At 72.0% G+C, this 24,525-nt stretch carries 16 protein-coding genes and 2 pseudogenes; 8 read left to right on the top strand and 10 right to left on the bottom strand.

Annotation, left to right across the window (positions count from 1 at the left end; all coding sequences use genetic code 11):
* The first annotated feature begins 349 nt into the window (after window positions 1-349).
* Window positions 350-1,798, top strand: coding sequence for an alpha-amylase family glycosyl hydrolase (locus FM110_RS13590; RefSeq protein WP_087105285.1), 1,449 nt, complete (start codon window positions 350-352; stop codon window positions 1,796-1,798).
* Window positions 1,799-1,864: 66 nt separating this feature from the next.
* Window positions 1,865-2,239 carry a hypothetical protein gene (locus FM110_RS13585; RefSeq protein ID WP_087105284.1) on the top strand — a complete coding sequence of 125 codons (375 nt, stop codon included), beginning with the start codon at window positions 1,865-1,867 and terminating at the stop codon, window positions 2,237-2,239.
* Window positions 2,240-2,346: 107 nt separating this feature from the next.
* Here FM110_RS13585 and FM110_RS14195 read toward each other — a convergent pair whose 3' ends face one another.
* Both FM110_RS14195 and FM110_RS13580 read right to left on the bottom strand, forming a co-directional pair.
* The gene (locus FM110_RS14195; RefSeq protein WP_159458097.1) at window positions 2,347-2,499 is read right to left on the bottom strand and encodes a hypothetical protein; all 153 of its coding nucleotides are present in this window, start codon (window positions 2,497-2,499) and stop codon (window positions 2,347-2,349) included.
* A gap of 227 nt (window positions 2,500-2,726) precedes the next feature.
* On the bottom strand, window positions 2,727-3,440 hold the full coding sequence (locus FM110_RS13580; protein ID WP_087105283.1) for an EcsC family protein: 714 nt from the start codon (window positions 3,438-3,440) through the stop codon (window positions 2,727-2,729).
* A gap of 177 nt (window positions 3,441-3,617) precedes the next feature.
* Here FM110_RS13580 and FM110_RS13575 point away from each other — a divergent pair, with 177 nt between their 5' ends.
* Window positions 3,618-4,526 (top strand): acetamidase/formamidase family protein, encoded by a 909-nt coding sequence (locus tag FM110_RS13575; RefSeq protein ID WP_087105282.1) that lies wholly within the window; start codon window positions 3,618-3,620, stop codon window positions 4,524-4,526.
* On the opposite strand, the gene FM110_RS13570 is transcribed toward FM110_RS13575, so the two are convergent.
* Window positions 4,505-5,236 carry a FadR/GntR family transcriptional regulator gene (locus FM110_RS13570; protein WP_087105281.1) on the bottom strand — a complete coding sequence of 244 codons (732 nt, stop codon included), beginning with the start codon at window positions 5,234-5,236 and terminating at the stop codon, window positions 4,505-4,507. The genes FM110_RS13575 and FM110_RS13570 overlap by 22 nt on opposite strands.
* 351 nt (window positions 5,237-5,587) lie before the next feature.
* Between FM110_RS13570 and FM110_RS14690 the strand changes: the two are divergent.
* Together FM110_RS14690 and FM110_RS13560 are read left to right on the top strand one after the other, a co-directional pair.
* Window positions 5,588-6,397: pseudogene (locus tag FM110_RS14690) on the top strand (proline iminopeptidase-family hydrolase).
* Between the two features lie 301 nt (window positions 6,398-6,698).
* Complete coding sequence (locus FM110_RS13560; protein WP_234992488.1) at window positions 6,699-7,931, top strand: APC family permease; 1,233 nt, start codon at window positions 6,699-6,701, stop codon at window positions 7,929-7,931.
* Window positions 7,932-8,050: 119 nt separating this feature from the next.
* Here the strand turns inward: FM110_RS13560 and FM110_RS13555 are convergent, their stop codons facing one another.
* Both FM110_RS13555 and FM110_RS13550 read right to left on the bottom strand, forming a co-directional pair.
* The gene (locus tag FM110_RS13555) at window positions 8,051-8,713 is read right to left on the bottom strand and encodes a VIT1/CCC1 transporter family protein (RefSeq protein WP_087105286.1); all 663 of its coding nucleotides are present in this window, start codon (window positions 8,711-8,713) and stop codon (window positions 8,051-8,053) included.
* Between the two features lie 246 nt (window positions 8,714-8,959).
* Window positions 8,960-9,910 (bottom strand): PhzF family phenazine biosynthesis protein, encoded by a 951-nt coding sequence (locus tag FM110_RS13550; protein ID WP_087105280.1) that lies wholly within the window; start codon window positions 9,908-9,910, stop codon window positions 8,960-8,962.
* A gap of 217 nt (window positions 9,911-10,127) precedes the next feature.
* Here FM110_RS13550 and FM110_RS13545 point away from each other — a divergent pair, with 217 nt between their 5' ends.
* On the top strand, window positions 10,128-11,813 hold the full coding sequence (locus tag FM110_RS13545; RefSeq protein ID WP_087105279.1) for a sodium:proton antiporter: 1,686 nt from the start codon (window positions 10,128-10,130) through the stop codon (window positions 11,811-11,813).
* Complete coding sequence (gene nhaA, locus FM110_RS13540) at window positions 11,810-13,171, top strand: Na+/H+ antiporter NhaA (RefSeq protein WP_087105278.1); 1,362 nt, start codon at window positions 11,810-11,812, stop codon at window positions 13,169-13,171. Before FM110_RS13545 ends, nhaA begins: the two co-directional genes overlap by 4 nt.
* A 416-nt stretch (window positions 13,172-13,587) precedes the next feature.
* Here the strand turns inward: nhaA and FM110_RS13535 are convergent, their stop codons facing one another.
* The 5 genes from FM110_RS13535 to lysX form a co-directional block, all read right to left on the bottom strand.
* Window positions 13,588-13,995 (bottom strand): universal stress protein, encoded by a 408-nt coding sequence (locus tag FM110_RS13535; RefSeq protein WP_087105277.1) that lies wholly within the window; start codon window positions 13,993-13,995, stop codon window positions 13,588-13,590.
* Between the two features lie 187 nt (window positions 13,996-14,182).
* Window positions 14,183-15,661 (bottom strand): APC family permease, encoded by a 1,479-nt coding sequence (locus FM110_RS13530; RefSeq protein ID WP_087105276.1) that lies wholly within the window; start codon window positions 15,659-15,661, stop codon window positions 14,183-14,185.
* A gap of 365 nt (window positions 15,662-16,026) precedes the next feature.
* Window positions 16,027-17,589, bottom strand: coding sequence for an LssY C-terminal domain-containing protein (locus FM110_RS13525; protein ID WP_087105275.1), 1,563 nt, complete (start codon window positions 17,587-17,589; stop codon window positions 16,027-16,029).
* Between the two features lie 115 nt (window positions 17,590-17,704).
* Window positions 17,705-19,384, bottom strand: a complete 1,680-nt coding sequence (locus FM110_RS13520; protein ID WP_087105274.1) for a hypothetical protein — start codon at window positions 19,382-19,384, stop codon at window positions 17,705-17,707.
* 163 nt (window positions 19,385-19,547) lie between these two features.
* Entirely contained in the window at window positions 19,548-22,952 is a 3,405-nt protein-coding gene (lysX, locus tag FM110_RS13515; protein WP_087105273.1) for a bifunctional lysylphosphatidylglycerol synthetase/lysine--tRNA ligase LysX, read from the bottom strand.
* Window positions 22,953-23,089: 137 nt separating this feature from the next.
* Between lysX and FM110_RS14685 the strand changes: the two are divergent.
* A pseudogene (locus FM110_RS14685) lies at window positions 23,090-24,112 on the top strand (alpha/beta hydrolase); the annotation flags it as partial.
* Between the last annotated feature and the right edge of the window lie 413 nt (window positions 24,113-24,525).

Genomic DNA, 24,525 nt, shown 5'->3' with positions numbered 1-24,525 from the left:
CATCCTCGCACTGCGGCGCGCTGTCGCGCGGCGGAGCGCTCTCGCACGGCGGGGCTGGCCCGCGGCGGCACCGGAGGGATGGACGCCACGCGCGGGGCGTCGGGCCGACCGCCGAGGCAGCTGCGGAAGGTCCCGGCGACAGACATGGGCACAGGAGAGCCGGTCACGCGCGCATATGCAGGCGACCGGCTCTCTGACGCCCATCTCTGTCGAGGAGCCCGTGGCCTCCGGTCGCCCCTGCCCCGCCACCGCACCGCCCTGCCGCTCTACCGCCTCTCCATCTCGTCCTCCCGCCGCCCCGGCATCCCCGTCTCTCCGCTCCGCCCTCCCGCCGTGGCACGATGGCGCGATGAGCGAGACCACGTCGACCTCCCCCACCACGACCCCCGCCGCCCCCGCCTGGGTGCGCGATGCGATCGCCTGGCAGGTGTACCCCCTGGGCTTCTGCGGGGCGCCGCTCGTCCGCGACGACCTGGGGGCCGCCGAGTATGGCGATGCGGATGGCGCGAACGTCGTCCACCGCCTGGGTCGCGTGACCGCCTGGCTGGACCATCTGGTGTCGCTGGGCGCGAACGTGCTGATCCTGAACCCGGTCTTCGATTCCGTCTCCCACGGCTACGACACGCTGGATCACCGGCGCCTGGACCCGCGCCTGGGCGATGACGCGGATATCGATGCCCTGCTCGAGGCCGCGCACGCCCGGGGCGTGCGTGTGGTGCTGGACGGGGTGTTCAACCACGTCAGCGACCGGCATCCGATCGTGCGGCGCGCCCTGGCCGACGGCCCCGGCAGCGAGGCGGGCGCATGGATCCGCTGGTCGGGCGAGCACCCGTACGGCTTCGAGGGCAACGACGACCTGGTGGAGCTGGACCTGGCGAACCCGGCCGTGCAGGACGCGATCGTCCAGGTCATGGACCTGTGGCTGGGCCGCGGCGTCGACGGCTGGCGGCTCGATGCGATGTACGCGGCGGGCGCCAAGGCGTGGGCGCCGATCATCGCCCGCGTGAAGGCGGCCCATCCGGACGCATGGATCCTGGGCGAGGTGATCCATGGCGACTACCCCGCGTTCGCGGCGGCCTCGGGCGCGGATTCCCTCACCCAGTACGAGCTGTGGAAGGCGATCTGGTCGTCCCTGCATGATGCGAACCTGTGGGAGCTCGCGCACGCGCTCGGACGGCACGAGCAGTTCCGGGCCCCCGTCGGCGCGGGCGGGCATCGGATGGTGCCTCAGACGTTCCTGGGCAATCACGACACCACGCGCATCGCCTCGCAGCTCCCGGACGGCCGCGACCTGGCGCCGGCGATCGCGCTGCTGGCGCTGCTGCCGGGCGTCCCCACGGTCTACGCGGGGGACGAGCTGGGCGTCGTGGGGGTCAAGGAGGAGCGCGCGGGCGGCGACGACGCGGTGCGGCCCGTCTTCCCGGAGACTCCCGAGGCGCTGCTCGAGGCCGCGCGGGCCGGTGGGAGCGCCGATGGGCTCTCCCTGCTGCGGGCCGATGCGGCCGAGCGGATCCTCGAGGCGCACAGGCGCCTGCTGGGCCTGCGGCGGCGCGAGCCGTGGCTGGCCGATGCGGCGGTGCGCGTGCGCGAGGAGACCCTCGCCAACGGATACGCGGAGATCGAGCTGACGGCGGCCGACGGCTCCGCGCGCCTGGTGCTCGTGCTGAACCTGGGCGATGAGGACGCTCCCGCGCCCGGCGAGGTCGTCGAGGCCCTGCGCGGCGCCGCGATGATCGACGGCGTCGAGGGCGCCTCCGCCGGCGTCGTGCCCGCGCACGGAGCCGCCGTCGTGCGCTGAGCCGCCGACCGGCAGGACGCTGCGTCTCCCTGCCGCCTGTCGGGCACGACGCGTAGGTTCGGGGGCATGAGCACCGATGACGTCCGCACCCGCCTCTCCTCCGACCTCGCCCTCCTGCGCGACGACCCCGCCGTCGCCCTGACCACCGCGCCCGTGGCCGCGCTCGGGCTGATCGGCGGCTACTCCGTCGCCCGTGCCACCGGCGTGCGCCCGCTGGGCGGCGCCGTCCTCGGCGCCGCGGGCCTGCTCGCCGGCCGCACCTGGCTGGCCCGCCGCGGCCCCGCGACCGCGGGCGCGCTCGGTGCGATCTACCTGCTCGGATTCGGGCTCTCCCACCCGCTGGCGAAGAAGATCGGGGCGTGGCCGTCTGTGGTCACCGTCGCGGTCGCCTCTGCCGGGGCGGCGTGGGCGCTGTCGGACTCGCGGCCAGCAGTGCGGTGAGGCTCCCGTGCTGCCCCACGGGGCAGCACTTCCGGGCACCGGCGATGCAGCGCCTGGCGGCATCGTGATGGCAACCCTGCGGCCGCCGGGCGCGGCGCCGCGTCATCTCACCGCCCGGCGATCAGCCGATTCACCCCGTCCGCGACGTGCCGGGCCGTCTCCGTCCCGTCGGGCCCGAACTCCTCGAACGCCGTGATCGGGCGCTGCCCGGCCACATGCACGCGCACCGACGAGAGCACGATCCGCTGCCGCTGCTCCACCCCTCGGAGTGCGAAGCGGACGACCTCGTCATCTGCGAGGTGACGGCGAGCGAAGCTCCTCCACCCGGAGTGCCAGACCTCGTGCTCATCCGTCGCCTGGAGAGCGCGGACCAGCGAGTCCAGGCGATGCTGTGCGACGTCAAGACGGGGAGTGTACGGAGCGGAACGGCAGCCGCACCGGAGCTCTCTGCACGGCCGCGCCCCGTCACCTCACCGCACCGTCCACCTCACCGCGCCGGGAACTCCTCCAGCGCGCTCTCGGCGATGCGCCGCAGCTGGCGCCGGTCGCCGACGGCGCCCACCAGAGCCCCGAGCCCGGGGATGGCCTTGCCGAACAGCCGCACCGACCGCAGCCCGAAGCGCTTCAGCACCCGCGCCCCGATCGCCCGGGTCACGGCGGACATCTGCACACCCTGCAGGCGCTTGCCGATCCGCCGCCCGGCGGCCCCGGCGACGGGCCCCATGCCGGCGCCCGCCAGCACGTCCTGGGACTCCTCCCCCACGAGGCAGGCGAGCACGCGCGTGCGGATCTCGTCGTCGGCCAGGTCGTAGCCGCGCACGGCGGCGATCGCGCCGACCATGCGCGTGGCCTGCACGTAGAACTCGAACACGTTCAGCGGCAGCAGCACTGGCAGGGTCGAGAAGCCGCCGAGTCCGGAGAGGAAACCGCCGGCCGTCACGCCGCGACGGTGGCTGCGGATGATCCGGGCGATGGCCTTCTCCTCGGTCCGGCGGCCCTTCTTCGAGGCGCGGCGCGCGACCGTGGACGCGGACGCGAACGTCGCCTTCCCGTCAAGGCCGATGTCGCGGAAGGACTCGACCATCTTCTGCAGGGGCCCGCTCCCCCGCTCGGTCGCGGCCTTCCGGCGTGCTTCCCGCACGGCGTCACGGGTGGTCTCGCGGGTGGAGCGGTCCTGGCGGAGGAGTCCGAGGAGTCCCATATCGTCTCGCTTTCGTCGGGTCGCTGACGGACCGATCCTCGCGCACACCGGGCGCATGCGACAGCCCTACCGACCATGCGGCCGGGAGGCGAGTCAGGGAGGCGGACTAGGCTTGCCGCAAAAGGATGCCCAGCACACCATTTATTGCGATCCTCCCCTCGCGCCGAAGGAGCCGACATGACCGCACCAGACGCCGTCACCGTCCCGGAGGACGTCGTCCTCGCTCTCGCCCCCGGCAATGCGCCGACCATCACCGTCCGCGACGGCTCCGAGCTGGTCGTGTCCACCAAGGACTGCTTCTCGAACGCGATCACCTCGACTGAGCAGCTGTTCTCGTCCGTGGGCTGGGAGCTCATCAACCCTGCGACGGGCCCTATCGCGATCGAGGGAGCTCGCCCGGGCGACACGCTGAAGGTCGAGATCCTCGAGATTCAGACCGCTGACGAGGGGACCATGACCACCCACCCCGAGTTCGGGGTCCTTCCCGGCACCGTCGACGAGCGCACGCGCAAAGTTCCCGTGCGCGACGGCCACGTGGAGTTCGACCAGCACGTGCGCTTCCCCGTCAATCCGATGATCGGAGTCATCGGCACAGCTCCAGCCGACGCTGAGATCCCCACAGGCACTCCCGGGGATCACGGGGGGAACATGGATTGCAAGGAGATCGCCGCTGGCGCAACGCTGTACTTGCCCGTCGAGGTCGAGGGAGCGAACCTCGCCATCGGCGACGTCCACGCCGCGATGGGAGACGGCGAGGTGGCTGTGTGCGGCCTCGAGATCGCAGCCACAGTCCGTGTCCGCGTCTCCGTCGTACCCGGTCGCCCCCTCCCGCTGCCGTTTCTGGTCACCGACAGCGCCGTCACGGCACTGGCGTCACGCGACGCGCTGTCCGCGGCCGTGACAGAGGCGACCCGGATGATGCGCGATTGGCTCGCTGAGCACTCCCCGCTCGACGCGACCGATGCCCTCATGCTCCTCTCCCTGGTCGGTGACCTGCGGATCTGTCAGATCGTCGACCCGATGGTCACGGCGCGCATGGAACTGCGCCGGGACGCGGTCGAGGCCTACGCCCTGCCGTTGCCCTGACGGGACGCCGCCCGGCGACGCCGTCGAGCCTGGGCCAGAAGGTCCAGATCGATCAGGGCATGTCGCCGGGCAAGCACCCCGGCCTGCTCGGCCCGCCCCGAACGGATGAGAGCGACGATCTGCTCATGGTCGGACAGCGCCCGCGCCTCCATCTCGGGCTGATCCTCCGGCTCACCCCACACATGCTGAGGTGCCCCTGTGGAGATCCGGCTCTCGAGACGTGCGAGGAGCTCGCTCAAGCGCGGGAGGTGAGCGGCGTCGCAGATCGCGGCATGGAGAGCACGGTCCGCCTCCTGCCGAGGCATGCCCGTGTCCGCCCGCCGGAACTGCTCGAGCCGCTCCTCGAGCTCGACGACGTCCGCCGATGTCCGCCGCTCGGCCGCCGCCCTGACGACCGTCTCCTGGAGTCGGCTCGCCGTGTCGACGAGTTCGACGATCTCGTGCCAGCGATGGTCGAGCGTCCTCCCGGTGGCTTCGTGCGCCGCACGTCCGGTCCGGCCGGTCACGAAGGAGCCGCCTCCCCGCCCGCGCCGAGTGCTCACGAGCCCCTCTTCGGCGAGGCGACCGATCGCCTCGCGCACCGTCGATCGCGAGACGCCCAGCACCGCGGCGAGATCCCTCTCCGCGGGGAGCTTCGAGCCGGGCAGGTACTCACCGACGTCAATGGCTGTCAGCAGACGGTCGACGACCGCATCGACTTTGGAGTCCATACGCCTCAGGGGCCCGCCGAAGGGGAGCAGGGCGCCTGCTGGCCCCGGGGCTTCTGGACCGTCGGTCACCTCCTGATCGACATGCAGGACCGTCCGGTCGATGCCGGGCCCAGGAGCGCGAGAGGGGGTCATGCGATCACGATACGGTCTCACTCCTCAACAAAGGTTTGCCGCTCAGTCCTTTATGGGGTCAGACTCCCGCCAAGATCCCGCACCGCAGCCGAGCCGCGGGAGCAGTACGGCAAGGAGCCCGTCATGGCGACCGTCACCGACACCTCAGTCCCCTTCGCCTCGGGAGGCACATAGGTCCGCCTCACCCGGCCCGATGCTCCGCTCGACGGTGCACTCCCCCTGGTCGTCCTCCACGGAGGGCCCGGATTCGCGCACGACTATCTGCGCTCCCTCGCCGACCTCGCCGACCTCACCGGGCGTACCGTCGTCCACTACGACCAGTACGGATGCGGCCGTTCTACTCACAGTCCCGAGGCGCCCGCCGGGTTCTGGACGCCGCAGCTGTTCGTCGACGAGTACGCTGCCGTGGTCTCCGAGCTCGAGCTCTGAGACCACCACCTCCTGGGGCAGTCCTGGGGCGGCATGCTCGGCGCCGAGATCGCCGTGCGCCGCCCTGCCGGTCTCGCATCCCTGGCGATCTGCAACTCGCCGGCGGCGATGCCCTTGTGGTCCGAGGCCGCCGACGCGCTCCGCGCGCAGCTGCCCGGCGAGATCAGAGACGCGCTTGAGCGCCACGAGGCGGACGGCACGTACGACGACCCCGAGTACATCGCCGCCGCCCACGAGTACGACCGTCGCCACGTGGTGCGCCTGCCGGAGATGCCACAGGACTATGTCGACTCCGTTGCGCAGATGGAGGCGGATCCGACCGTGTACCACACGATGAACGGCCCCAACGAGTTCCACGTCATCGGTTCGCTGAGGGACTGGACCGTCGTCGACCGCCTCGATCGCATTGCCGTTCCGACGCTCGTGCTCGCGGGCGAGTTCGACGAGGCGCAGCCGATCGTCTGGCGCCCTTTCGTCGAGCGGATCCCCGATGTCCGCGAGGCCGTCGTCCCCGATGCGAGCCACTGCACCCATCTCGAGAAGCCGGAGGAGTTCCTCGGCATCATCGCCGGTTTCCTCGCGGAGAACGATCGCTCGTGAGTCCCGCTCCCCTCCGGCCGATGCCGGGCCAGGAGGGAGGCCGCGCCCACCGGTGCTGTCCATCGCATGCCCTGCTGTCCGTCCCTCCCCCGAATCCGAAAGAGGCCCCTGTCATGCCCTCTACCCCCACCAGCCCGCCGGGCCATCACCTCACGCCTGAGGAGCAGCTCCATCGTTTCGGTTACGAGCAGGAGCTCTCCCGCTCCGTCTCGACTCCCGACCTTCTCATCTACGGTCTCGTGTTCATGGTCCCGATCGCGCCCTGGGCGATTTCGGCTCCGTCTACAACGAGGCCCACGGGATGGTGCCGCTCGTCTACCTCATCGGGCTCATCGCGATGATCTTCACCGCTCTGTCCTACGCGCAGATGTCGCAGGCGTTCCCCCTCGCAGGTGGCGTCTTTGCCTACGTGGGCCGCGGAATCCATGAGAACCTCGGCTTTCTCGCCGGGTGGCTCATGCTCCTGGACTATCTCTTGATCCCGACCCTGCTCTACGTGATGGCCGCAGAATCGATGATCGGGATCTTCCCCGGCACGCCCCGCATCCTCTGGGGTCTGCTGTTCGTCGCGATCAACGTCGCGATCAACCTGCTGGGCGTCACCTCGCTCAAGCTCATGAACAGGCTCTTCCTGGTCATGGAGCTCGCCTTCGTCGCGGTCTTCGCGATCATCGCCGTCGTCGCTCTCTCCGGCGGAACGCTCCCGAGGGCGGGGTGGTCGATCGAGCCGTTGTGGAACCCGTCGGTCATGACCCCTCCTCTCATCGCGGCCGCGCTCTCGATCGCGGTGCTCTCGTTCCTGGGTTTCGACGGCATCTCGACGATGGCCGAAGAATCCACCGGCGGTTCCCGCTCGGCGGGACGTGCCATGGTCCTGAGCCTGGTCATCGTGGCCATCCTGTTCATCGGCCAGACCTGGCTCGCCGCCATGCTCGCCGGGCCCTTCCACCCGATTCCCGAGGACAAGGTCGGCAACGCGTTCTTCGACATCGTCCGCTCGATCTCATCGACCGGCCTGGTCAACGCGTTCTTCGTCTGCAACATCCTCGCGGTCGGCATCGCCAACGCCATGGCCGCTCAGGCTGCCACGTCGCGACTCCTGTTCTCGATGGCGCGCGATCGCCAGCTCCCAGGCTTCCTGCGCCACATCAACTCGCACAAGGTCCCGTCGAACGCGATCCTCCTCGTGGGGGCCCTGTCCGCGATCCTGGTCTCGTTCTTCGTCGGGCACATCGGCGCGATGAGCTCGATGGTCAACTTCGGGGCGCTCACCGCCTTCTGCCTACTCCACATATCGGTGCTCTGGTACTACCTGCGCAGCCGTCGATCGCGCCGATGGATCGCCCACCTGGTGCTGCCTCTGATCGGATTCCTGATCATCTTCTACGTGCTCATCAACGCGGGGACGGAAGCACAGATCGCCGGCGCGATCTGGCTCGCCCTCGGGGCTGGCGTCTTCGTCTTCAACAAGGTGACCGGGCGCGGAATCCATCTGACCGGTGACGCAGGCGGACTCGACGAGCCGGCGATCTGATCACGGACAGCATTCCGGCGCCGCTCCTGGCGAATGCGACCAGGAGGTGCGCCCGCGCCCTGCACAGAGACGAGCGGTCGCCCTCTTGAGGGCGACCGCTCGTCATGTCGCGATCCGGATCAGATGACCCCGCTGGACCCGAGCAGCGCCCCGACCGCGTAGGTGACGACGAGGGCCAGGGCCCCGCCGACGACCACGCGCACGGCGGCGCGCATCTTGGAGCCGCCGCCGATGGCCGCGGAGATGGTCCCCGTCAGGGCCAGGGCCACGAGGGTGGCGACTCCGGCGACGATGACGCGGAGGTCCGCCGGCGGGAGGCAGATCGCGATGACCGGCAGGACCGAGCCGAGCAGGAACGCGATGGCGGAGGCGAAGGCCGCGTGCCAAGGGCTGACGATCTCGTCGTCCTCGACGATCTTCCCGGCCTCGCGGCGGGCGATGAGGGCATCCCGCTGACTGGAGACGGAGACGTACTCGCCGAGCGCCATGGAGACGGCACCGCCGACGACCGCCGCGGCGCCCGCGGTGAGGATGGGGCCGAGCTCACGGGTGGCGCCGGCGACGCCGACGACGACCGCCGCGACGGAGACGATGCCGTCGTTGGCGCCCAGCACTCCGGCGCGCAGCCAGTTCAGTCGGCTCGCGAGCGACCCCTCCTCACCGTCCTCGGCAGCGGACGCAGCGGCGGGATCGGCGGCCGCAACGGCGGGATCGGCGGCCGGAGCGGTGAGGTCGGCGGCATCGTCGGGGGCGACGGGCAGTTCGGGGGCGACAGCGTTCATGGGGCGCTCCCGCGGCGTCGGGACCGCACGCGGCTCCGACGCGCTCCCGGCGAGGTGCTCGGGGGCGGCGGGGCGGGCGGTCTGCACGGTGGTCATGACGCCATGGAACATTCTCCGCGGCGATCCCGCCAGCAAGGAAAGGCGGTCCTCACCTGCATAAACACAGGGTAGCCTCACCTTGCTAACGCGGCATCAGCGGCGGCGCGGACTCGGGAGAGTCCCGCACCGATCGCCGCGCCGCGCCCCTCAGACGCGGATCGTGCCGCGCTCCAGCACGCGCACGCTCCCGCCGACCCACAGGGCGCCGTCGTCGTCCCGGTCGATCCTCACCACGCCGTCGCGCCCCACCCGGGTGCCCTGGTGCGCGGTGAACGGGGTCTGGACGAGATCGCGGTCGAGCATCCACTGCGCGAGTCCGGCGTTGAGGCTGCCCGTGACGGGGTCCTCGTAGCCGGCGGCGACGAAGGCCCGCACCTCGTAGGCGTGCTCGGAGCCGGGCGGGCAGGCGCCGACCACGGCGACCTTCGCCCCGGGCATCGCCTGGTAGTCGGGCTCGACGGCGAGCACGGCCTCCGCCGACCCCAGGTCGAGCACGCACCAGCCCGGCCCGTTGTCGACCCAGCCGTGGGCCTGGACATCCAGCAGGGTGAGCCCCAGGGACGCCGCGTACCCGTACATCTCACGCGTCTCGAGCGGACCGGTGCGCACGAGCGGAGGGGCGGCGAAGGCGAGGACCTCGGCCCGGCCATCCGAGGCACCTCCCATCGGACCATCCGCCAGACCATCCGTCCGGCCACCTGCCAGGCCGCCCGCCGCGCCACCCGCCGCCGAAACCCCGCCCGTCGCCTCCGCACCGTCGCGCCGCACCCGCACGAGCCCGGCCCCGCACTCCTGGACCACGTCGGCCCCCGAGATCGGACCCCCGGCATCCAGCCAGGCCGCGGCGGCACCGAGCGTCGGGTGCCCCGCGAACGGCAGCTCGGTGTGCGGCGTGAGGATCCGGGCGCGGTAGTCGGCGCCGGGATCGGTCGCAGGGAGGATGAACACCGTCTCCGACAGATTCGTCCAGGCGGCGACGGCCTGCATGTCCGCATCGCTCATCCCGCTCGCGTCGAGGACGACGGCCACCGGGTTGCCGCGGAAGGGGGCGGCGCCGAACACGTCGACCTGGGCAAAGGCGCGGGAGCGAGGAGTCATCGGGCCATCGTCGCACCTCACCCAGGTCCGATGCCGGTTTCCTCCCGACACTTCCGGTTCACGAGCCGGACGCCTCCGCCCACCCGGTACCCTGCATGCCACACTGGGGATCCTTGGTGAGCCGGGAAGACTGGTCGGCACGTCATCGGGCCGTCCGCCCGATGCGCCCTGGAGCCCACCCTGCCCCAGCGCGACGACGCATCACCGAGGAGACACGATGACCTTCCCCGCCTGGAGCATCGCCCCGTTCGTCCTCATGCTCGCGGCGATCGCCATCGCCCCGCTCGTCCCCGCGCTCGCGCACCGCTGGGAGCGGCCCCGCAACCAGCTGCTGTACGCCCTCGCGCTGGGCCTGCCCGTCGCGATCGGCGTCATCGCCGCAGGCCAGGGCCTTCTCGTCACCCACGCCGTCGTCGAGTACCTGCAGTTCATCATCCTGCTGCTGACCCTGTTCGTGGTCTCCGGCGGGATCTTCCTGCGCGGCGATATCGCCGCCACGCCCCGCACCAACACGATCTTCCTGGCCGTCGGCGGCGTCCTCGCGAGCTTCATCGGCACCACCGGTGCCGCGATGCTGCTGGTGCGCCCGCTGCTGAACACGAACTCCGAGCGCAAGCACGTCGCCCACACGATCGTCTTCACGATCTTCGTCGTCGCCAACTGCGGCGGCCTCCTGACCCCGCTCGGCGACCCGCCGCTGTTCCTCGGGATGCTGCGCGGTGTGCCCTTCGAGTGGACGTTCACGCTGTGGCCCGAGTGGCTGTTCGTCAACGCGATGCTGCTCATCACGTACTACGCGCTCGACCGCCGCCTCGTGGCGCGCGAGGCCCCCGAGGACGTCGAGATCGACCGCACGAACATCGTCCCGCTGAGGCTCGTGGGCATCCCCTCGGTGCTGTGCTTCGTCGCCGTGATCCTCACCGTCGCGTTCGTCCCCTCCGTCGACGCGACGATCCTCGCCCACGGGCATGCCCACGGGATGGAGCTGGTGCCCTGGCGCGAGCTGCTCATGCTCGCGATCGCCGCGGTCTCCTACGTCATCGGCGACAAGCGGATCCGCTTCGAGGAGAACGCCTTCGAGTGGGCACCGATCCTCGAGGTCGCCGCCCTGTTCGTCGGCATCTTCCTCACGATGATCCCCGCGCTCGAGGTGCTGCGGAACCTGGCCCCCCGCCTCCCGCTCAACGAGATCACGCTGTTCATCTTCACGGGCGGCCTCTCCTCCGTGCTCGACAACGCCCCCACGTACGCAACGTTCTTCGAGATGGCGTCGCAGATGCCCGGCGCCCCGCGCGTGGCGGGCGTCCCCGAGACGATGCTGGTGTCGATCTCCCTGGGCGCCGTGTTCTGCGGCGCCCTCACCTACATCGGCAACGGCCCGAACTTCATGGTCAAGTCCGTCGCCGAGTCCCACGGCGTGATCATGCCCAGCTTCGGCGGCTACGTGTCCCGCGCCCTCTTCAACCTGGCCCCGAACCTGCTGGCGATGCTGCTGCTGTTCATCGCCCAACCCTGGTGGGCCAAGGCCCTGGGCGCCGTCCTGACTGTCGCGATGCTCATCCGCGCCGTCGTCCTGGCCCGTTCGGGGCACCACACCGCTCCGTACGAGCATGAGCGCGCCGGCATCCGCGCGGCCGCCCACGGCCCCGAGCCCGACGGGCCCAAGCACACCGGCGCGATCCGCGTCGTCGATCCTGGCGACGACGTGCCGGGGGGCCTCGCCGATGACGGCCTGGCCGATGAACGGCCCGGCGCCGAGGGCCCGGCACCTGCTGCCGCGCACGCAGCGCAGGCCGGCACCCCGTCCGACGACGCCCTGCCCGCCGCATCCACGACCGCGTCCGAGAACCACCACACCGCCGACCTGGACCCCGGAAGCGGGGTCCCGGAGAGGACCGCATGACAGGCACCCGCCACCCGCATCTCCCCAGCGACCCCGCCCGCGCCCGCATCGTCCTGGCGCGCGGCACCTACCGCGAGTACAGCCGCATCGAACGCATCATCACCGCCGAGTCCACCGGCGGCCTGATCCTCCTCATCGCCACCGTGGCCGCCCTGGTGCTGGCCAACTCCCCCGCCTCCGGCGCCTACACGGCCCTGCGCGACGCCCATCTGGGCGGCGACCTCGGGCCCCTGCATCTGAACCTCACGATCGGGCACTGGGCGGCCGACGGTCTCCTGGCGATCTTCTTCTTCCTCGCCGGCCTCGAGCTCAAGAAGGAGTTCGTGGTCGGCGACCTGCGCGATCCCGGCCGGGCACTCGTGCCCGTCGTCGCCGCCGCCGGCGGTGTGGCCGTCCCGGCGCTGATCTTCACCGCGATCAATCTGATGGGCCCGCCCGGAGCTCTGCAGGGCTGGGCTATCCCGGCCGCGACCGACATCGCCTTCGCCGTCGCCCTGCTGGCGGTGCTCGCCAAGAACCTGCCCTCGGCCCTGCGGACGTTCCTGCTCACCCTCGCGATCGTGGACGACCTCATCGCGATCCTCATCATCGCGGTCTTCTACACCGCCGACCTGCAGCTGCTGTGGCTGGGCGTGGCCGTCGTGCCGATCGTCCTGTTCCGTGTGCTCGCCACACGCGCGGAGTCGCTGTTCAAGATCTCGCTCGCGGCGGCCTGGTTCCTGCTGCTGCCGCTCGGCGTCGTCACGTGGGCGCTGTTCTACAACTCGGGCATCCACGCGACCATCGCCGGCGTGGTCCTCGCGTTCATGGTGCCGGTCCGGGTCCGCTCGCGCCTCGCACCCGACTACTCCCTCGCCGACACCTTCGAGCACCGCTTCCGGCCGCTGTCGACGGGCTTCGCCGTGCCCGTGTTCGCGTTCTTCTCCGCCGGCGTGACCGTGGGCGGGATCAGCGGGCTCCTCGAGGCCTGGCAGTCGACGGTGGCGCTGGGGATCATCGCGGGCCTCGTGGGCGGCAAGATCCTCGGGATCATGGGCTCGACGTTCCTCGTCACCCGTCTGCGCCGCGCGAACCTCGACCCGGACATCCGCTGGATCGACCTGCTGGGCGTGGCCGGGGTCGCCGGGATCGGCTTCACCGTGTCGCTGCTGGTCACCGAGCTGAGCTTCGCCGTCGAGGACCCGATGCACGACCAGGCGAAGATCGGCGTGCTGACCGCGTCCGTGCTGGCGGGCGTCGTGGGCGCCGCGATCCTCGTGCCGCGCTCGCGCCACTACGCGCAGATCGCCCAGGCCGAGAAGGTCGACGCCGACGCCGACGGCATCCCCGACGCGTTCGCGGAGGAGTGGGAGGACTGACGGCGCGCACGGCGGACGGCGGACGGCGGACGGCGGACGGCGCACGGCGGACGGCGGCCAGCGGCCAGCGGCCAGCGGCAGCCTGCCCCGCCTCGATCGCTCCCTCCAGGGGCCGTGGGAAGCAGTGCACGTATACGCGCAGTCAGGCCCATATACGGCCTCTGTGCGCGTATTCGTGCACAGCTTCCCATCCGGCACCGGGGCTTCTCCACCGCCCCTGCACGAACCGGCAGCCATGCACGCGGACGGCCCCTCTGCGAAGGCCGTCTGCTTGCATAGCTGCCGGTTCAGTCAGCAGATCCGCGGCATCGGCCGCGGCCCGCATTAGGCGGGCCCGCATCAATCGGCAGGGCCCGGCCCGCATCCGTCGGGAGCGCCGCTGCCCGCACCAGTCGGCAGGGCCCCGGCGCCGAGCGTCAGATGCGCGGCGGCACGAAGCTCTTGGGCTTGACGCAGACCACGGGGCACGGGGCCTCCATGATCACGCGCTGCGACGTGGAGCCCAGCAGGATCTTCCCGATGGGCGTGCGCTTGCGGATGCCGAGGACCACGAGGTCCACCTCACCGCTCTCGGCGGCGCGGAGGATGTCGTCGGCCGGGTCGTCGCGGCGCGGGACCACCTGCAGGCGGTACTCGACACCGGTCTCGTCGAGGCGCTCCGTCAGCGGGCGCTTGTCGGCGACCGAGTCGCCCTTGCGGGCGTCGAGACCGGTCTCGGAGGCGAGGACCAGCAGCGTGGCGCCGCACTCACGAGCGGTGTCGACCGCGAACTCGAAGGCGGCCTCACTGGTGGCGCTGGGGACGTAGGCGAGAAGGATCTGCATCGGTTCTCCTGGAGGGGGAGTCAGGGGCGGGCGATGTGCGGGACTGCGGAACTTGCGGGAGCGGGGTGCGGCGACGGTGCTGCGGTCCGCAGCCGCGGCGGGCGGCTGCGGGGTGTCGCTCATGACGTTAGTGCAGGTGCGGGACCGTCCGCGGCGCGCCCGGGGGCACCGGGCGCGCCGCGGAGGGTCAGACGTCCTCGCGGCCGATGTCCTCGGGGTGGTGGAACCGCGTGCGGCGGGCGCGCACGGCGCCGTTGTAGATGAACGTGACGATGTACAGCAGCAGACCGATGCCCAGCATGCCGCCGGCGATCGCGTAGTTCTCCATCGGCTGGGCCAGGGGCGTGATGAGCGCGAACGAGGTGATCGCGCCGATCACGGCCATCACGATCGGGGTGCGGAAGTGGCCGGGCTGGCCCGGGTCCTTGCGCAGTACGATCACGGCGATGTTGACCAGGCCGAACACGGCCAGCAGCAGGGCGGTGGTGCCGCCGAGCGCCTTGATGGTCGACTCCGGCAGGGCGTAGCGGACGGTGAGCACGAGAGCCACGGCCAGCAGGGTCGAGAAGAGGATGCCGGCCAGCGGGGTCCTGCGGGAGCGCAGGACGCCGCCGAGGAAGCCGGGGAGAACGCCCTGCTTCGCCATGCCGTACAGCAGGCGCGAGGCCATCATCATGTTGATGAGCACGGTGTTGGCGACCGCGAAGATCGAGATGAAGGCGAAGACGGTGTCGATCGGGAAGCCCGGTGCACCGTGCTGGACGACGGAGAGCAGCGGGGTCGTGGCCTCGGTGAGCTCGCCGATCGGGACGATGGCGACGGCCGTGATGGACACGAGGACGTAGACGACGCCGGTGAACGACAGACCGCCCAGCAGCATCTTCGGGAAGTTCTTGACGGGGTCGACGGTCTCCTCGGCCATGTTGACCGAGTCCTCGAAGCCGACCATCGAGAAGAACGCGAGGGCGGTCGCGCCGATGACGGCCATGAACAGGCTCTTGTCCTCCGAGGTCTCGAAGATGAGCACGCGCGAGAAGTCGGCGTCACCGCGGGCGATCGCGAAGAAGCCGATGACCAGCACGAGCGCGAGACCGGACAGCTCGATGAGGGTGAGCACGACGTTGAGCTTCACGGACTCCGAGACGCCCAACATGTTGATGCAGGCGACGAGGCCGATGAACACGAGCGCGATGGCGGTGGCGACCGGCATCGAGGCGTCACCCATCGACTCGTCCAGCTTGAAGGCCTTGAGCACGTTCTCCGCGAGGAAGATCGCGGAGTTCGCGGCCGAGGTGATGCCGGAGGAGAGCACGGCGAAGGTGACCATGAAGGTCAGGAAGTGGATGCCGAAGGCCTTGTGGATGTACAGGGCCGCACCGGCCGCCTGCGGGTACTTCGTGACCATCTCGACGTAGGAGAAGGCGGTCACGAGGGCGACGGCGAACGCGATGATGATCGGCAGCCAGCCGGCGCCGCCGACCTCGCCGGCGACCTTGCCGGTCAGGGCGTAGACGCCGGTGCCGAGGATGTCTCCGACGATGAACAGCAGCAGCAGCTTGGGCGTGATCGCCTGCTTGAGCTCCGACCCGCCGTGCTGGCCGTCGGCGGCAGGGGCGGCGGAGCCGTCCGTCGTGGACGGCGATGAGTCGTGGTGGTTCTCGGTCATGTGCGACTCCTGCGGGGAGAGGAGGGCCGCGACGCAGCGAGCCGGTCGCGGTCGGTCCGGAGGCGGACCTGGTGCGGGACTGCGGGCGCTGCGCCGAGTGCAGGGCCTCGCACGAGCGGCGCGGAGCCGCCCGAGGGATGACCGTCCCGTGGCCGGGCGCGGTGAGTGGACCCTACCAGGGTGCTCCCAGGGAGCACGTCGGCGGTGCGGGACCGTGACCATGCCGTGACCGGCCGCGTCCGGATGATCGTGACGGACGACGCATTCCCCGCGAAGCGACGGCCGGGGTCGGAGGCCGACATCGGCGACCGGAGCGGACGGCCGGGACCAACGGCTGGGTGCGGCGCGTGCGGACCGCTGCGAGCTCAGGCCGCAGCCTGCTCCTCTCCCCCGTCGCGCCGGACACCGAGGCCCTCGCGCGGGGTCAGCACCCACAGCCGCGAGGCGTCCGAGGTGATCGCCATGACCCCGAGCACGGAGATCGCCGCGAGGGCGAGGGCGCTGTGCTCCGTCCCCGAGGCGAGCTCCGTCGACGCGCTCGCCAGGCGCACGGCGGCGTCGGCGGTGAACAGGATCATGAGGCCCAGACGGCACCAGCTGTGGCGCCGCAGCACGCCGATGAACAGGCCGATCCCGACCAGCGCCACGAGCGTGGAGGGCAGCGGATCCGCCTCCGACGGGACGACCGCGACGGCGGCCGACAGCAGCTCGCCGATGCCGCGGCCCATGCCCCAGACGATCCACTGGATCGCCACGAGCAGGCTCTGGGCCGCGACGATCGCGCCGGCGAGCAGGACGGTCGGCGGCGGGAGGTGGTGGTCGCTGGCGTGGTCGACGGCCGATTGGACGTCGACGACCACCTGCTGGACCTGACCGCCGAGCTCGGCCCGGTGGACCCCGCTGCCCACGCGAGCGGGCGCCCGGGTGACGCGGCGCAGCTGGTCGGAGGCGCGACGGTGCTCGAGCGCCCGGGACCTCAGGACCGAGACGCCGGTGGGGCGGTGGCGCGGGAGCATCATCGCGGTGGCCCCGTCGGACCGCTCGCGCGCCCCGTCGAGGTCGATGACGGGGAGGTCGCCGTCGGTGCGCAGGCGGTCGCCCTGCCCGTTGCGGTGGTGGTAGGCAGTGGAGAAGTCCTCGATCACGCCCACGCGCAGGGCCGGGTCGGCGTAGCGGAGGGTGTCGACGATGTAGTCGCGCTCGACGTCGATGTCCTCGTCGATCCGGTGCGTGATCTGGAACGTGAACAGGGAGAAGCCGACGCCGCGGTCGTAGGTGCCGGCGGCCAGCCAGTCCACGCGCTCGCCCCCGGGGAGGCGGAAGTCCTCGGGCATGCGCCAGAACCGCACGTGGTGGCGCTTGGCGGTGGTGCCGCCCACCTCCTGCTGGTAGGCGAAGTCGTGGCGGCGGTCCATGAGGTACAGGTCCGACATCGGCGCGGCCGCGTAGGAGCGGCGCAGCAGGGTCGCGACGACCATCCGCCAGGCGGAGCCGAGGGTGCGCTCGTCGGCCAGGGTCCAGCCGGCGCGGCGCATCGCGACGTGGAGGTCCTCCTCCTCGCCGTCGAGGGCTACGTTCAGCGGATCCGAGAGGACGCCCGCGGAGGTGCGGGTGCGGCCGATGAAGTAGTCGGGCAGGTACATCACCGTGAGCACCTGGTGCAGGCGCGGCAGCGTGACGTAGGTGAACACGAGCCAGAAGGCGACGAGGTAGACCAGGCGGGCGGGCTGCAGGGAGGCGCCCTCGCGCAGGTAGAGGGCGGCGAGCCACAGCGACAGCAGCACGCCGATCACGACGAAGACGGCGCTGACCGCCTGGAGAGGGCCGATGCCCAGGCCTCCCGCGCCGGGCAGCGCCGGGTGCTCGTAGACCGGCGGGCGCGAGGGCACGGGGCGCGTGATCGGCCGCAGTCTCCTCGATCGCTCCACGCGGCGATCGTAGCGACCGCCCCTGGGGGGCGATGGACTGCCGGTGGCGGGCGGCGTTCGCGGGCGCACGTTCGGCGGGGCCCGCCCCTGCGGTGCCGCGCCGGGCCCGCCGATGTCAGAACGTCGTCTGCTGCTTCTTGGAGAGCGTGAAGCCGTGCCCGGTGCGCTGGTTCCAGCAGGTCATGCCCGACTTCGCCGAGGTGCACGCCATATCGCCCTGGACGGCGGAGGATCCGTACTCGAGCTTCGTGCCGCCCGCGGGGCGCGGGGATCCGCAGTCGAGGGCGGGCGCGCCATCGGCGACGGCGATCGTGTAGCTCTGCCCCGCGGGGCAGGACTCGCCCGAGGGCGTGTACTCGATGACGGTGCAGCCCACGGTCCCGTTCTCGAGAGTGCAGACGATGTTGTCGGACGGGGACTGGATCTGCGTGAGCTCCTGGGCGTCCGCGGGCGCGGGCTTCACGAGCGCCTGCGTGGACGCGGACGTCGTCGACGGCGAGGCCGACTCCGATCCCGAGCTCGTCTCCTCGGGGGCGGCGGACTCGCTCGCCGAGGCGCTCGGGTCCGCCTGCGGAGTGTCGTCGCGGCTGAGCAGGAGCCCGCCTCCCAGGACGGCGAGGGCCAGCAGGAACGCCGCGACGAGGCATCCGATCGCGATCATCAGGCCGCCGCGGCCGCGGTGGGACGAGCCGGTGTCGGCGGTACCCATCTCGGCGAGCCCGGGGGCAGGGGCGGGGGTGCCGTAGCCAGCGGGAGACGGTGCCGTGCTGTACCCCGCGGGAGACGCCGCCGCCGGGAATCCGGTCGACGCGGCCATCGGGGCGGCGGCCGCGGGGGCGGCGGCCGCGGGGGTGCCGTAGCCGGCGGGCGAGGGAGTCGTGCCGTAGCCGGTCGGGGACGCGATGGTCCCGTACGCCTCGACGGGCTCGTCATCGGCCGCTGCGGTCGGGATCGAGTCGAGGTAGCCGGTCACCCGCGGCAGCGGCGGGACGTCGGCCGGCGTCGTGTCGGGCTCGGGCGCGACGGCCGACGCCGAGGACCCGGCGATCGGCGCGTCGACCGGGGCGAAGACCTCGGTGGGGGCATCGGCGTCCGCGGCCATGCCGACGGTGCTGCGGGGCGCGGCCTCGACGGGGGCGATCCGTGTCGCATCGTCGTCCACGGCCGCCACGGCCCGCGTCGGCTCGTCGTCCGGCTCACTCCTCGGCGAACCGTCCGGACCGACCGCCGCGATCGCCCGGGTGGGCTCGTCGTCCGGCGCCAGCGGTGCCATCGCCTGCGTGGACTCGTCGGCGACGGGGTCCATCGGATCGGTCGCGGTGTCCTCGTCGCGGTCCCCCAGCACCGGCGCGAGGATCGACCAGGCGTCGTCCTCACCCGTCGCCGCAGGATCCGACGCCGCATGATCGGGCGCTCGACCCTCTGAGGCGTCATCCGTCGGCGCGGGGTCGGCATCTGCCGGAGGCGGGGGCGGCGTCCCCCAGGACGGCGCGGGAGGCTCATCGGCCTCGGCGCCGGTCGGCGCAGGGCCGGCCGACGCCTCCCCAGCGGACGGAGCGGCGTCGCCGCCACCAGCTCCCGCGTCCGTACCCGCCCCGGCATCCTTCTGCGCTGCCGCGTAGACCTCGGCCGCGGCCGGGTTGCTCGCCAGGATCCGCTCGCGCGTCTCGGGCGGGCAGGCGGCGTTGGCGACGACGAGCGACTGCAGCTGCGGGAAGCGCTCGGCGAGCTCGGCCAGGCGCTCGGGCGCGGTCGCATCGTCGAGGGCTTCGACGGCCTCGGGAGGCAGGGGCATGGGGACTCCAGACGGTTCGGGCACGCGGCCCTGGTCGGTGAACGGGGCCGATGCTAGGGGACTGAGCGTCCCGGAAACGTCGGCTCCAGCGCAAGGGCGGGTCAAATGCCCAGGTCAGTCGCCGACGATCCGATCGGCCGCGTACGGGACACCCCTCCCCCGCTCAGCGCCCCGGCGGGCGGACGAAGGGGAAGGCCAGCACCTCGCGGATCGTGGTGTCGGTCAGCAGCATGACCAGGCGATCCAGGCCGATGCCCAGGCCACCGGCCGGGGGCATCCCGTTCTCGAGCGCGAGCAGGAAGTCCTCGTCGATCTGCATCGCCTCGGCGTCGCCGGCGGCGGCCTTGAGCGACTGCTCGGTGAGGCGACGGCGCTGCTCGAGAGGGTCGGCGAGCTCGGAGTAGGCGGTGCCGATCTCCATCCCGCAGATCACCAGGTCCCACCGCTCCACGAGCCCCGGCTTGGAGCGGTGCGGGCCCGTGAGCGGGGACGTCTCCGCGGGGAAGTCCGTGTAGAACGTCGGCTGGATGGTGCGGGCCTCCACGAGCTCGGCGTACAGCTCCTCGAGGATCGCACCCGGGCCCATGTCGTCGCGCACGTGGACCTCGTGCTCGCGGGCCAGGGCCAGAAGCGTGTCCAGATCGGTGCTCAGGTCCACGTCCCGACCGAGCGCCTGCGAGAGCGCCTCGCACATCGGCACCACGGGCCAGGGCGCCGAGACGTCCACCAGCAGCTGCTGGAGGCGCTGCGCGGGGTCCTCCGGGAGCTCGTCCGGGGTGCGTCCGCGCAGGTCGATGCCGGTGCGCACATCGTGCAGCGGCAGCACCTCGGCCCCGTAGAGGGCGCGGGCGGCGGCCTTGATCATGCTCTCTGTCAGGCGCCGCATCCCGTGGTAGTCGCTGTAGGGCTCATAGGCCTCGATGACCGTGAACTCCGGGTTGTGGGTCTGATCGGCGCCCTCGTTGCGGAAGTTCCGTCCGATCTCGAACACGGGCCCCATGCCTCCCACCAGCAGGCGCTTGAGGGCGAGCTCGGGGGCGATGCGCAGCGTCAGATCCGTCGAGTACGCGTTGATGCGGGTGCGGAAGGGCCGCGCGCTCGCCCCGCCATGCACGGTCTGCAGCATCGGCGTCTCGACCTCGGTGAACCCCGCCGCCTGCACGTGCTCGCGCACCGCGCGGATCACGACGGAGCGGGCGCGCAGCAGGCCCAGGGCACGGGGGTGGACGATCAGGTCGGTCGCGCGGCGGCGCAGGCGCGCCTCCGGGTCCTCGAAGGCGTCGAACGGGATGGGCTGCAACGACTTCGACGCCATGCGCCAGGCGGTCACGATGAGCGACGGGGTGCCGGAGCGGGACAGACCCGCGCGGCCCTCGAGCTCGACGATGTCGCCGGTGTCCGCGCAGGCGCGGAACAGGTTCACCTGCTCGCGCGGCATCGCGGAGCGGGAGATCACGGCCTGCAGGGAGGCGGGCCCTTCGACGATCTGGGCGAAGCAGACGCCGCCGAAGTCCCGGATCCTCCGGACGCGACCGGCCACCCGCCAGATCGTCGCGGGACGGGCCGCGGGGTTCATCGCCGTGCCCTCGGTGCCCGCGGCGGCGACCGCGGCCGCGACCTCGGCGAACGGCTGCGGCGGCCGCAGGCCGGTCGGGTAGGGCTCCATGCCGCCGTCGCGCAGCATCTGCATATGGCGCACCCGGTGGCGGGACTGGTCGCTGCGGCGCGGCGCGAGGTCCGCGGCCTCGACGCGACGGGCGTCGATCCGGGCGACGGCCTCGAGCTGCTCGGGCGTGAGGGCGTCCAGGAGCTCGTCCCGGCGCACGCCCCAGGTGGGGGCGAACCCCTCGAGGACGGCGGCGCCGAGGGCGGCGCGCGGGAGGCTGAGGACGGAGTCGACGAGCAGGTAGCGGGTTACCCACGCGGGACGGTACTTCTCGTTGGAGCGGTAGAGGCGCTCGAGCTGGAAGGAGTCGTCGAAGCGGGTGAGCACGCGCCCGGCGATGCGGGTCAGCGGACCCGCGCCGACCTTCTCGGCGTCGACGAAGACCTGGCGGAACATCGCGAAATTGAGGCTCGCCTGCCGGATCCCGAGGGCGGGGCCGTCGCTCATGAGGGTCGCGACCATGAGCTCGGTGACGCCGCCGGGCGCGGCCGGGTGGCGGCGCATCACGTCCAGGCTCGCACCGTGGCGGCCCCACGGGACGAAGCTCAGCAGGCCCTTCCACTCCCCCGCCTCGTCCTCGGCGACGACCAGCAGGCAGGAGCCGTCGGCGTCGTCGCCCAGGCGGCCGAGGGCCATCGAGAAGCCGCGGTCCTCGCCGTCGCGCCAGGCGTCGGCCAGGCGCACCAGGCGCTCGCGCTCCTCGGCCGTGAGGGACGAGTGGCGCCGCACGCTCGCGGTCAGCCCCGCGGCACGCGCATGGTTCACCTCGCGTCGCACCTTCGTCATCGACGTGCTCGCGAGGTCGAAGCGATCGGCGCGCAGCACGGCCTCGTCACCCATCGGGACCACCAGCATCCCGGCCTGCGCCCACGCGCGCGCGGCGTCCTCGCCCGAGGAGATGACGGCGGGCACCCAGCCGCGGTCGCGGCACATCGCCAGGAACTCCCGCTGGGCGCGGGGCCAGGCGGTGCGGGGGCCGATCGGATCGCCGGAGGCCATGCAGACGCTCCCGGTGACGGCGAAGGCGATCGCGACCGTGCCGTCGGCCGCGAGCAGCACGTCCTTGTCGCGCCGGGTCGCGAAATAGCCCAGGGAGTCGGCCGCGCCGTGGTCGGCCAGCAGGGAGCGCAGCGCGACCTCGCGGTCGCCGTCCCACGCCTCCTCGGAGCGCGCGGAGCGGAACAGGAGCACGGCGGCACCGAGGATCGCCGCGCCCAGGATCACGCTCGCGATGAGGGGGATCCACCCGGGGACATCGGCCAGGCGGAGGGGCCCTGCCACCCCCAGGACCCGCAGCATGGCGTGGCGCAGGATCCGCAGGTCCCTGAGGCCGTGGCCGAGGACCGCCACCAGCAGCAGGTGGGTGACCGCGCCGGCGACCACGAAGCCCGTGGCCAGGACGCCGAGCGCCGCGGGCACGGCACCGCGGGCCAGGCGCCCCGGGAACTGCCGGCGCACCCGCACGAGCAGGATGATCGCGAGCACCGCGACCAGGGGGCTGAGCGCATTGCCCGCGATCCCCAGCAGGCGCCGCCAGGGCTCGATGTCCGCCGGGATCCGGTCGGCATGCCGCGTGAGCGCGATGACCACGAGCACGGACCACAGGCCGCCGAGCACCTGGAGGGCGCCGACGATCCACAGGGCGATGCGCTTGCGCCGCAGGAGGGCGCCGGTGACCAGACCCAGCAGCGCGACGGAGACGAACGACGGGAACAGGGGGACGTTCAAGACCGAGAACAGGAACTCGGGGATGGTCAGCCCCGTCGGTCGGCCGATGCGGCCGAAGACGAGGAGCACCACGGCGCTGACCGCCGCGATCGCGTGGATCCACACGAGGGCGAGCGCCCAGGCGTGGTCCCGCGGCCGTGCCGCAGGATCGCTCGCAGCTCGGTCCGTCGCCATGCATCTCCCCCTCGGGTCGCCCCCTGCCCCGGTTCTCCCCGGAAACCGGCACCGGACGCGTCCTTCGCACCCTCGGTGGCCTCATCATCGTAGTGAGGAGCGCCGACGAACGAGGCGCAGCGACGATCGGGGACCGCATGGACAGCCTGCTCGCCCTCACGGGCCCGTTCGGTCCCGACGGGCCGCTCGCGCTGACGGGCCCGGCCATCTGCTGGATCGCGACGGCGCTCGCCCTCGCCAGCCTGGTGGTCGCGGTGGTCGGGGTGCCCCGTCGTCTGCGCGCCCCCTGCACCGGTGCCGTGCGCGCGGCGCTCACGCAGGCCGGAGCGTTCCTGCTGTGCCTCGTGCTGGTGTTCGCGGCGATCGGCGCCTGGATGAACCGGGAGTTCGTCTTCTACGGGGCCTGGGGCGACCTGCTGGGCACGAGCCCCGATGCGGTCTCCGCCGAGACGTTCGGCGGAGCGTCCGAGGCGGATGGGGCGTCCGACGCGGATGGGGCGTCCGATGCGGGTGGCGCATCCGATGCGAACGGGGAGAGCGCGGCGAGCACCCTGCCCACGTCGCCGACCGAGCTGCAGGACCTCGACGCCGCCCGCACGGCCGCCGTCCCCGCCGCTCTGCGCGCACCGCTGCAGGACGCCGAGCTGCCGGGACTGGCGGATGACGATGCCGGGCAGGACGTGACCGTCACGATCCCCGGCCCCGCCTCGGGCATCTCGCGCACGGCGGTCGTGCATCTGCCGCCCGGGTACGTCTCCCATCCGGACCGCCGTTACCCCGTGGTCCTCGCCCTCCACGGGATCCCCGGCAGCCCCGGCGTGTGGGAGCAGGCCTTCCATCTGGGCTCGCTGCTCGACGAGAGGGCGGCGGGCGGTGAGATCGCGCCGACGATCGTCGTGGCCCCCACCACCTATCCCGGGCGCGCCGACACCGAATGCGTCGATGCCGTTGACGGCTCCGCGCTGGATGAGACCTGGCTGTCCCAGGACGTCCCGGCGTGGATCCGCGCGCACCTGCGGACCGTCGAGGACCCGCTGGCCTGGGCGACGATCGGCTACAGTGCCGGCGGCTGGTGCGCCTCGATGCTGTCGGTGCGCCATCCCGAGCTCGCCCGCGCCTCGATCTCGCTGGGCGGCTACTTCACGCCCTCCTACCCGAAGGGCAAGGAGCGCACGCCCATCGGCGATCCGCGCTACGACCTGCCTGCGCTCACAGCGCAGACGCATCCTCCGGTCGCGATGTACTTCTTCGCCGGCGGGAAGGATCCGTACGCCCAGCCCTCGCTCGGGGACATGCAGGCCGCGGTCGCAGCGCCCACGTCCCTCGAGGTGCGCCGCGACGAGACGGGCGGGCACATGATCCTGGGCTGGGTCGAGCAGACGCCCGATGCGCTCGCGTGGCTGGCGCGGACGGCGCCGGGGTTCGGGGGGGGCCTGCCCCTTGTTCGTGGACACGCTGATTCCAGCATTGGCTGGGGAAGCGAGATTATGAACCATGGCCAGAAAGAACTACTCCGAGGAGTTCCGCCGGCAGGCGGTCGACCTGTATGAGTCGACTCCGGGAGCGACGCTCC

The organism is Brachybacterium nesterenkovii (genome assembly GCF_900163655.1).
GTDB lineage: Bacteria > Actinomycetota > Actinomycetes > Actinomycetales > Dermabacteraceae > Brachybacterium > Brachybacterium nesterenkovii.
This window is presented reverse-complemented; position numbering and strand designations above follow the sequence as displayed.

Excerpts from the sequence above, each read along its gene's own strand:
- FM110_RS13575 (WP_087105282.1), top strand. The coding sequence starts at position 3,618 with ATGACCGCACCAGACGCCGTCACCGTCCCGGAGGACGTCGTCCTCGCT.
- FM110_RS13530 (WP_087105276.1), bottom strand. The coding sequence starts at position 15,661 with ATGACCGAGAACCACCACGACTCATCGCCGTCCACGACGGACGGCTCC.
- FM110_RS13585 (WP_087105284.1), top strand. The coding sequence starts at position 1,865 with ATGAGCACCGATGACGTCCGCACCCGCCTCTCCTCCGACCTCGCCCTC.
- FM110_RS13570 (WP_087105281.1), bottom strand. The coding sequence starts at position 5,236 with ATGGACTCCAAAGTCGATGCGGTCGTCGACCGTCTGCTGACAGCCATT.
- FM110_RS13535 (WP_087105277.1), bottom strand. The coding sequence starts at position 13,995 with ATGCAGATCCTTCTCGCCTACGTCCCCAGCGCCACCAGTGAGGCCGCC.
- nhaA (WP_087105278.1), top strand. The coding sequence starts at position 11,810 with ATGACAGGCACCCGCCACCCGCATCTCCCCAGCGACCCCGCCCGCGCC.
- FM110_RS13580 (WP_087105283.1), bottom strand. The coding sequence starts at position 3,440 with ATGGGACTCCTCGGACTCCTCCGCCAGGACCGCTCCACCCGCGAGACC.
- lysX (WP_087105273.1), bottom strand. The coding sequence starts at position 22,952 with ATGGCGACGGACCGAGCTGCGAGCGATCCTGCGGCACGGCCGCGGGAC.
- FM110_RS13560 (WP_234992488.1), top strand. The coding sequence starts at position 6,699 with ATGGTGCCGCTCGTCTACCTCATCGGGCTCATCGCGATGATCTTCACC.
- FM110_RS13590 (WP_087105285.1), top strand. The coding sequence starts at position 350 with ATGAGCGAGACCACGTCGACCTCCCCCACCACGACCCCCGCCGCCCCC.
- FM110_RS13545 (WP_087105279.1), top strand. The coding sequence starts at position 10,128 with ATGACCTTCCCCGCCTGGAGCATCGCCCCGTTCGTCCTCATGCTCGCG.
- FM110_RS13520 (WP_087105274.1), bottom strand. The coding sequence starts at position 19,384 with ATGCCCCTGCCTCCCGAGGCCGTCGAAGCCCTCGACGATGCGACCGCG.
- FM110_RS13555 (WP_087105286.1), bottom strand. The coding sequence starts at position 8,713 with ATGAACGCTGTCGCCCCCGAACTGCCCGTCGCCCCCGACGATGCCGCC.
- FM110_RS13550 (WP_087105280.1), bottom strand. The coding sequence starts at position 9,910 with ATGACTCCTCGCTCCCGCGCCTTTGCCCAGGTCGACGTGTTCGGCGCC.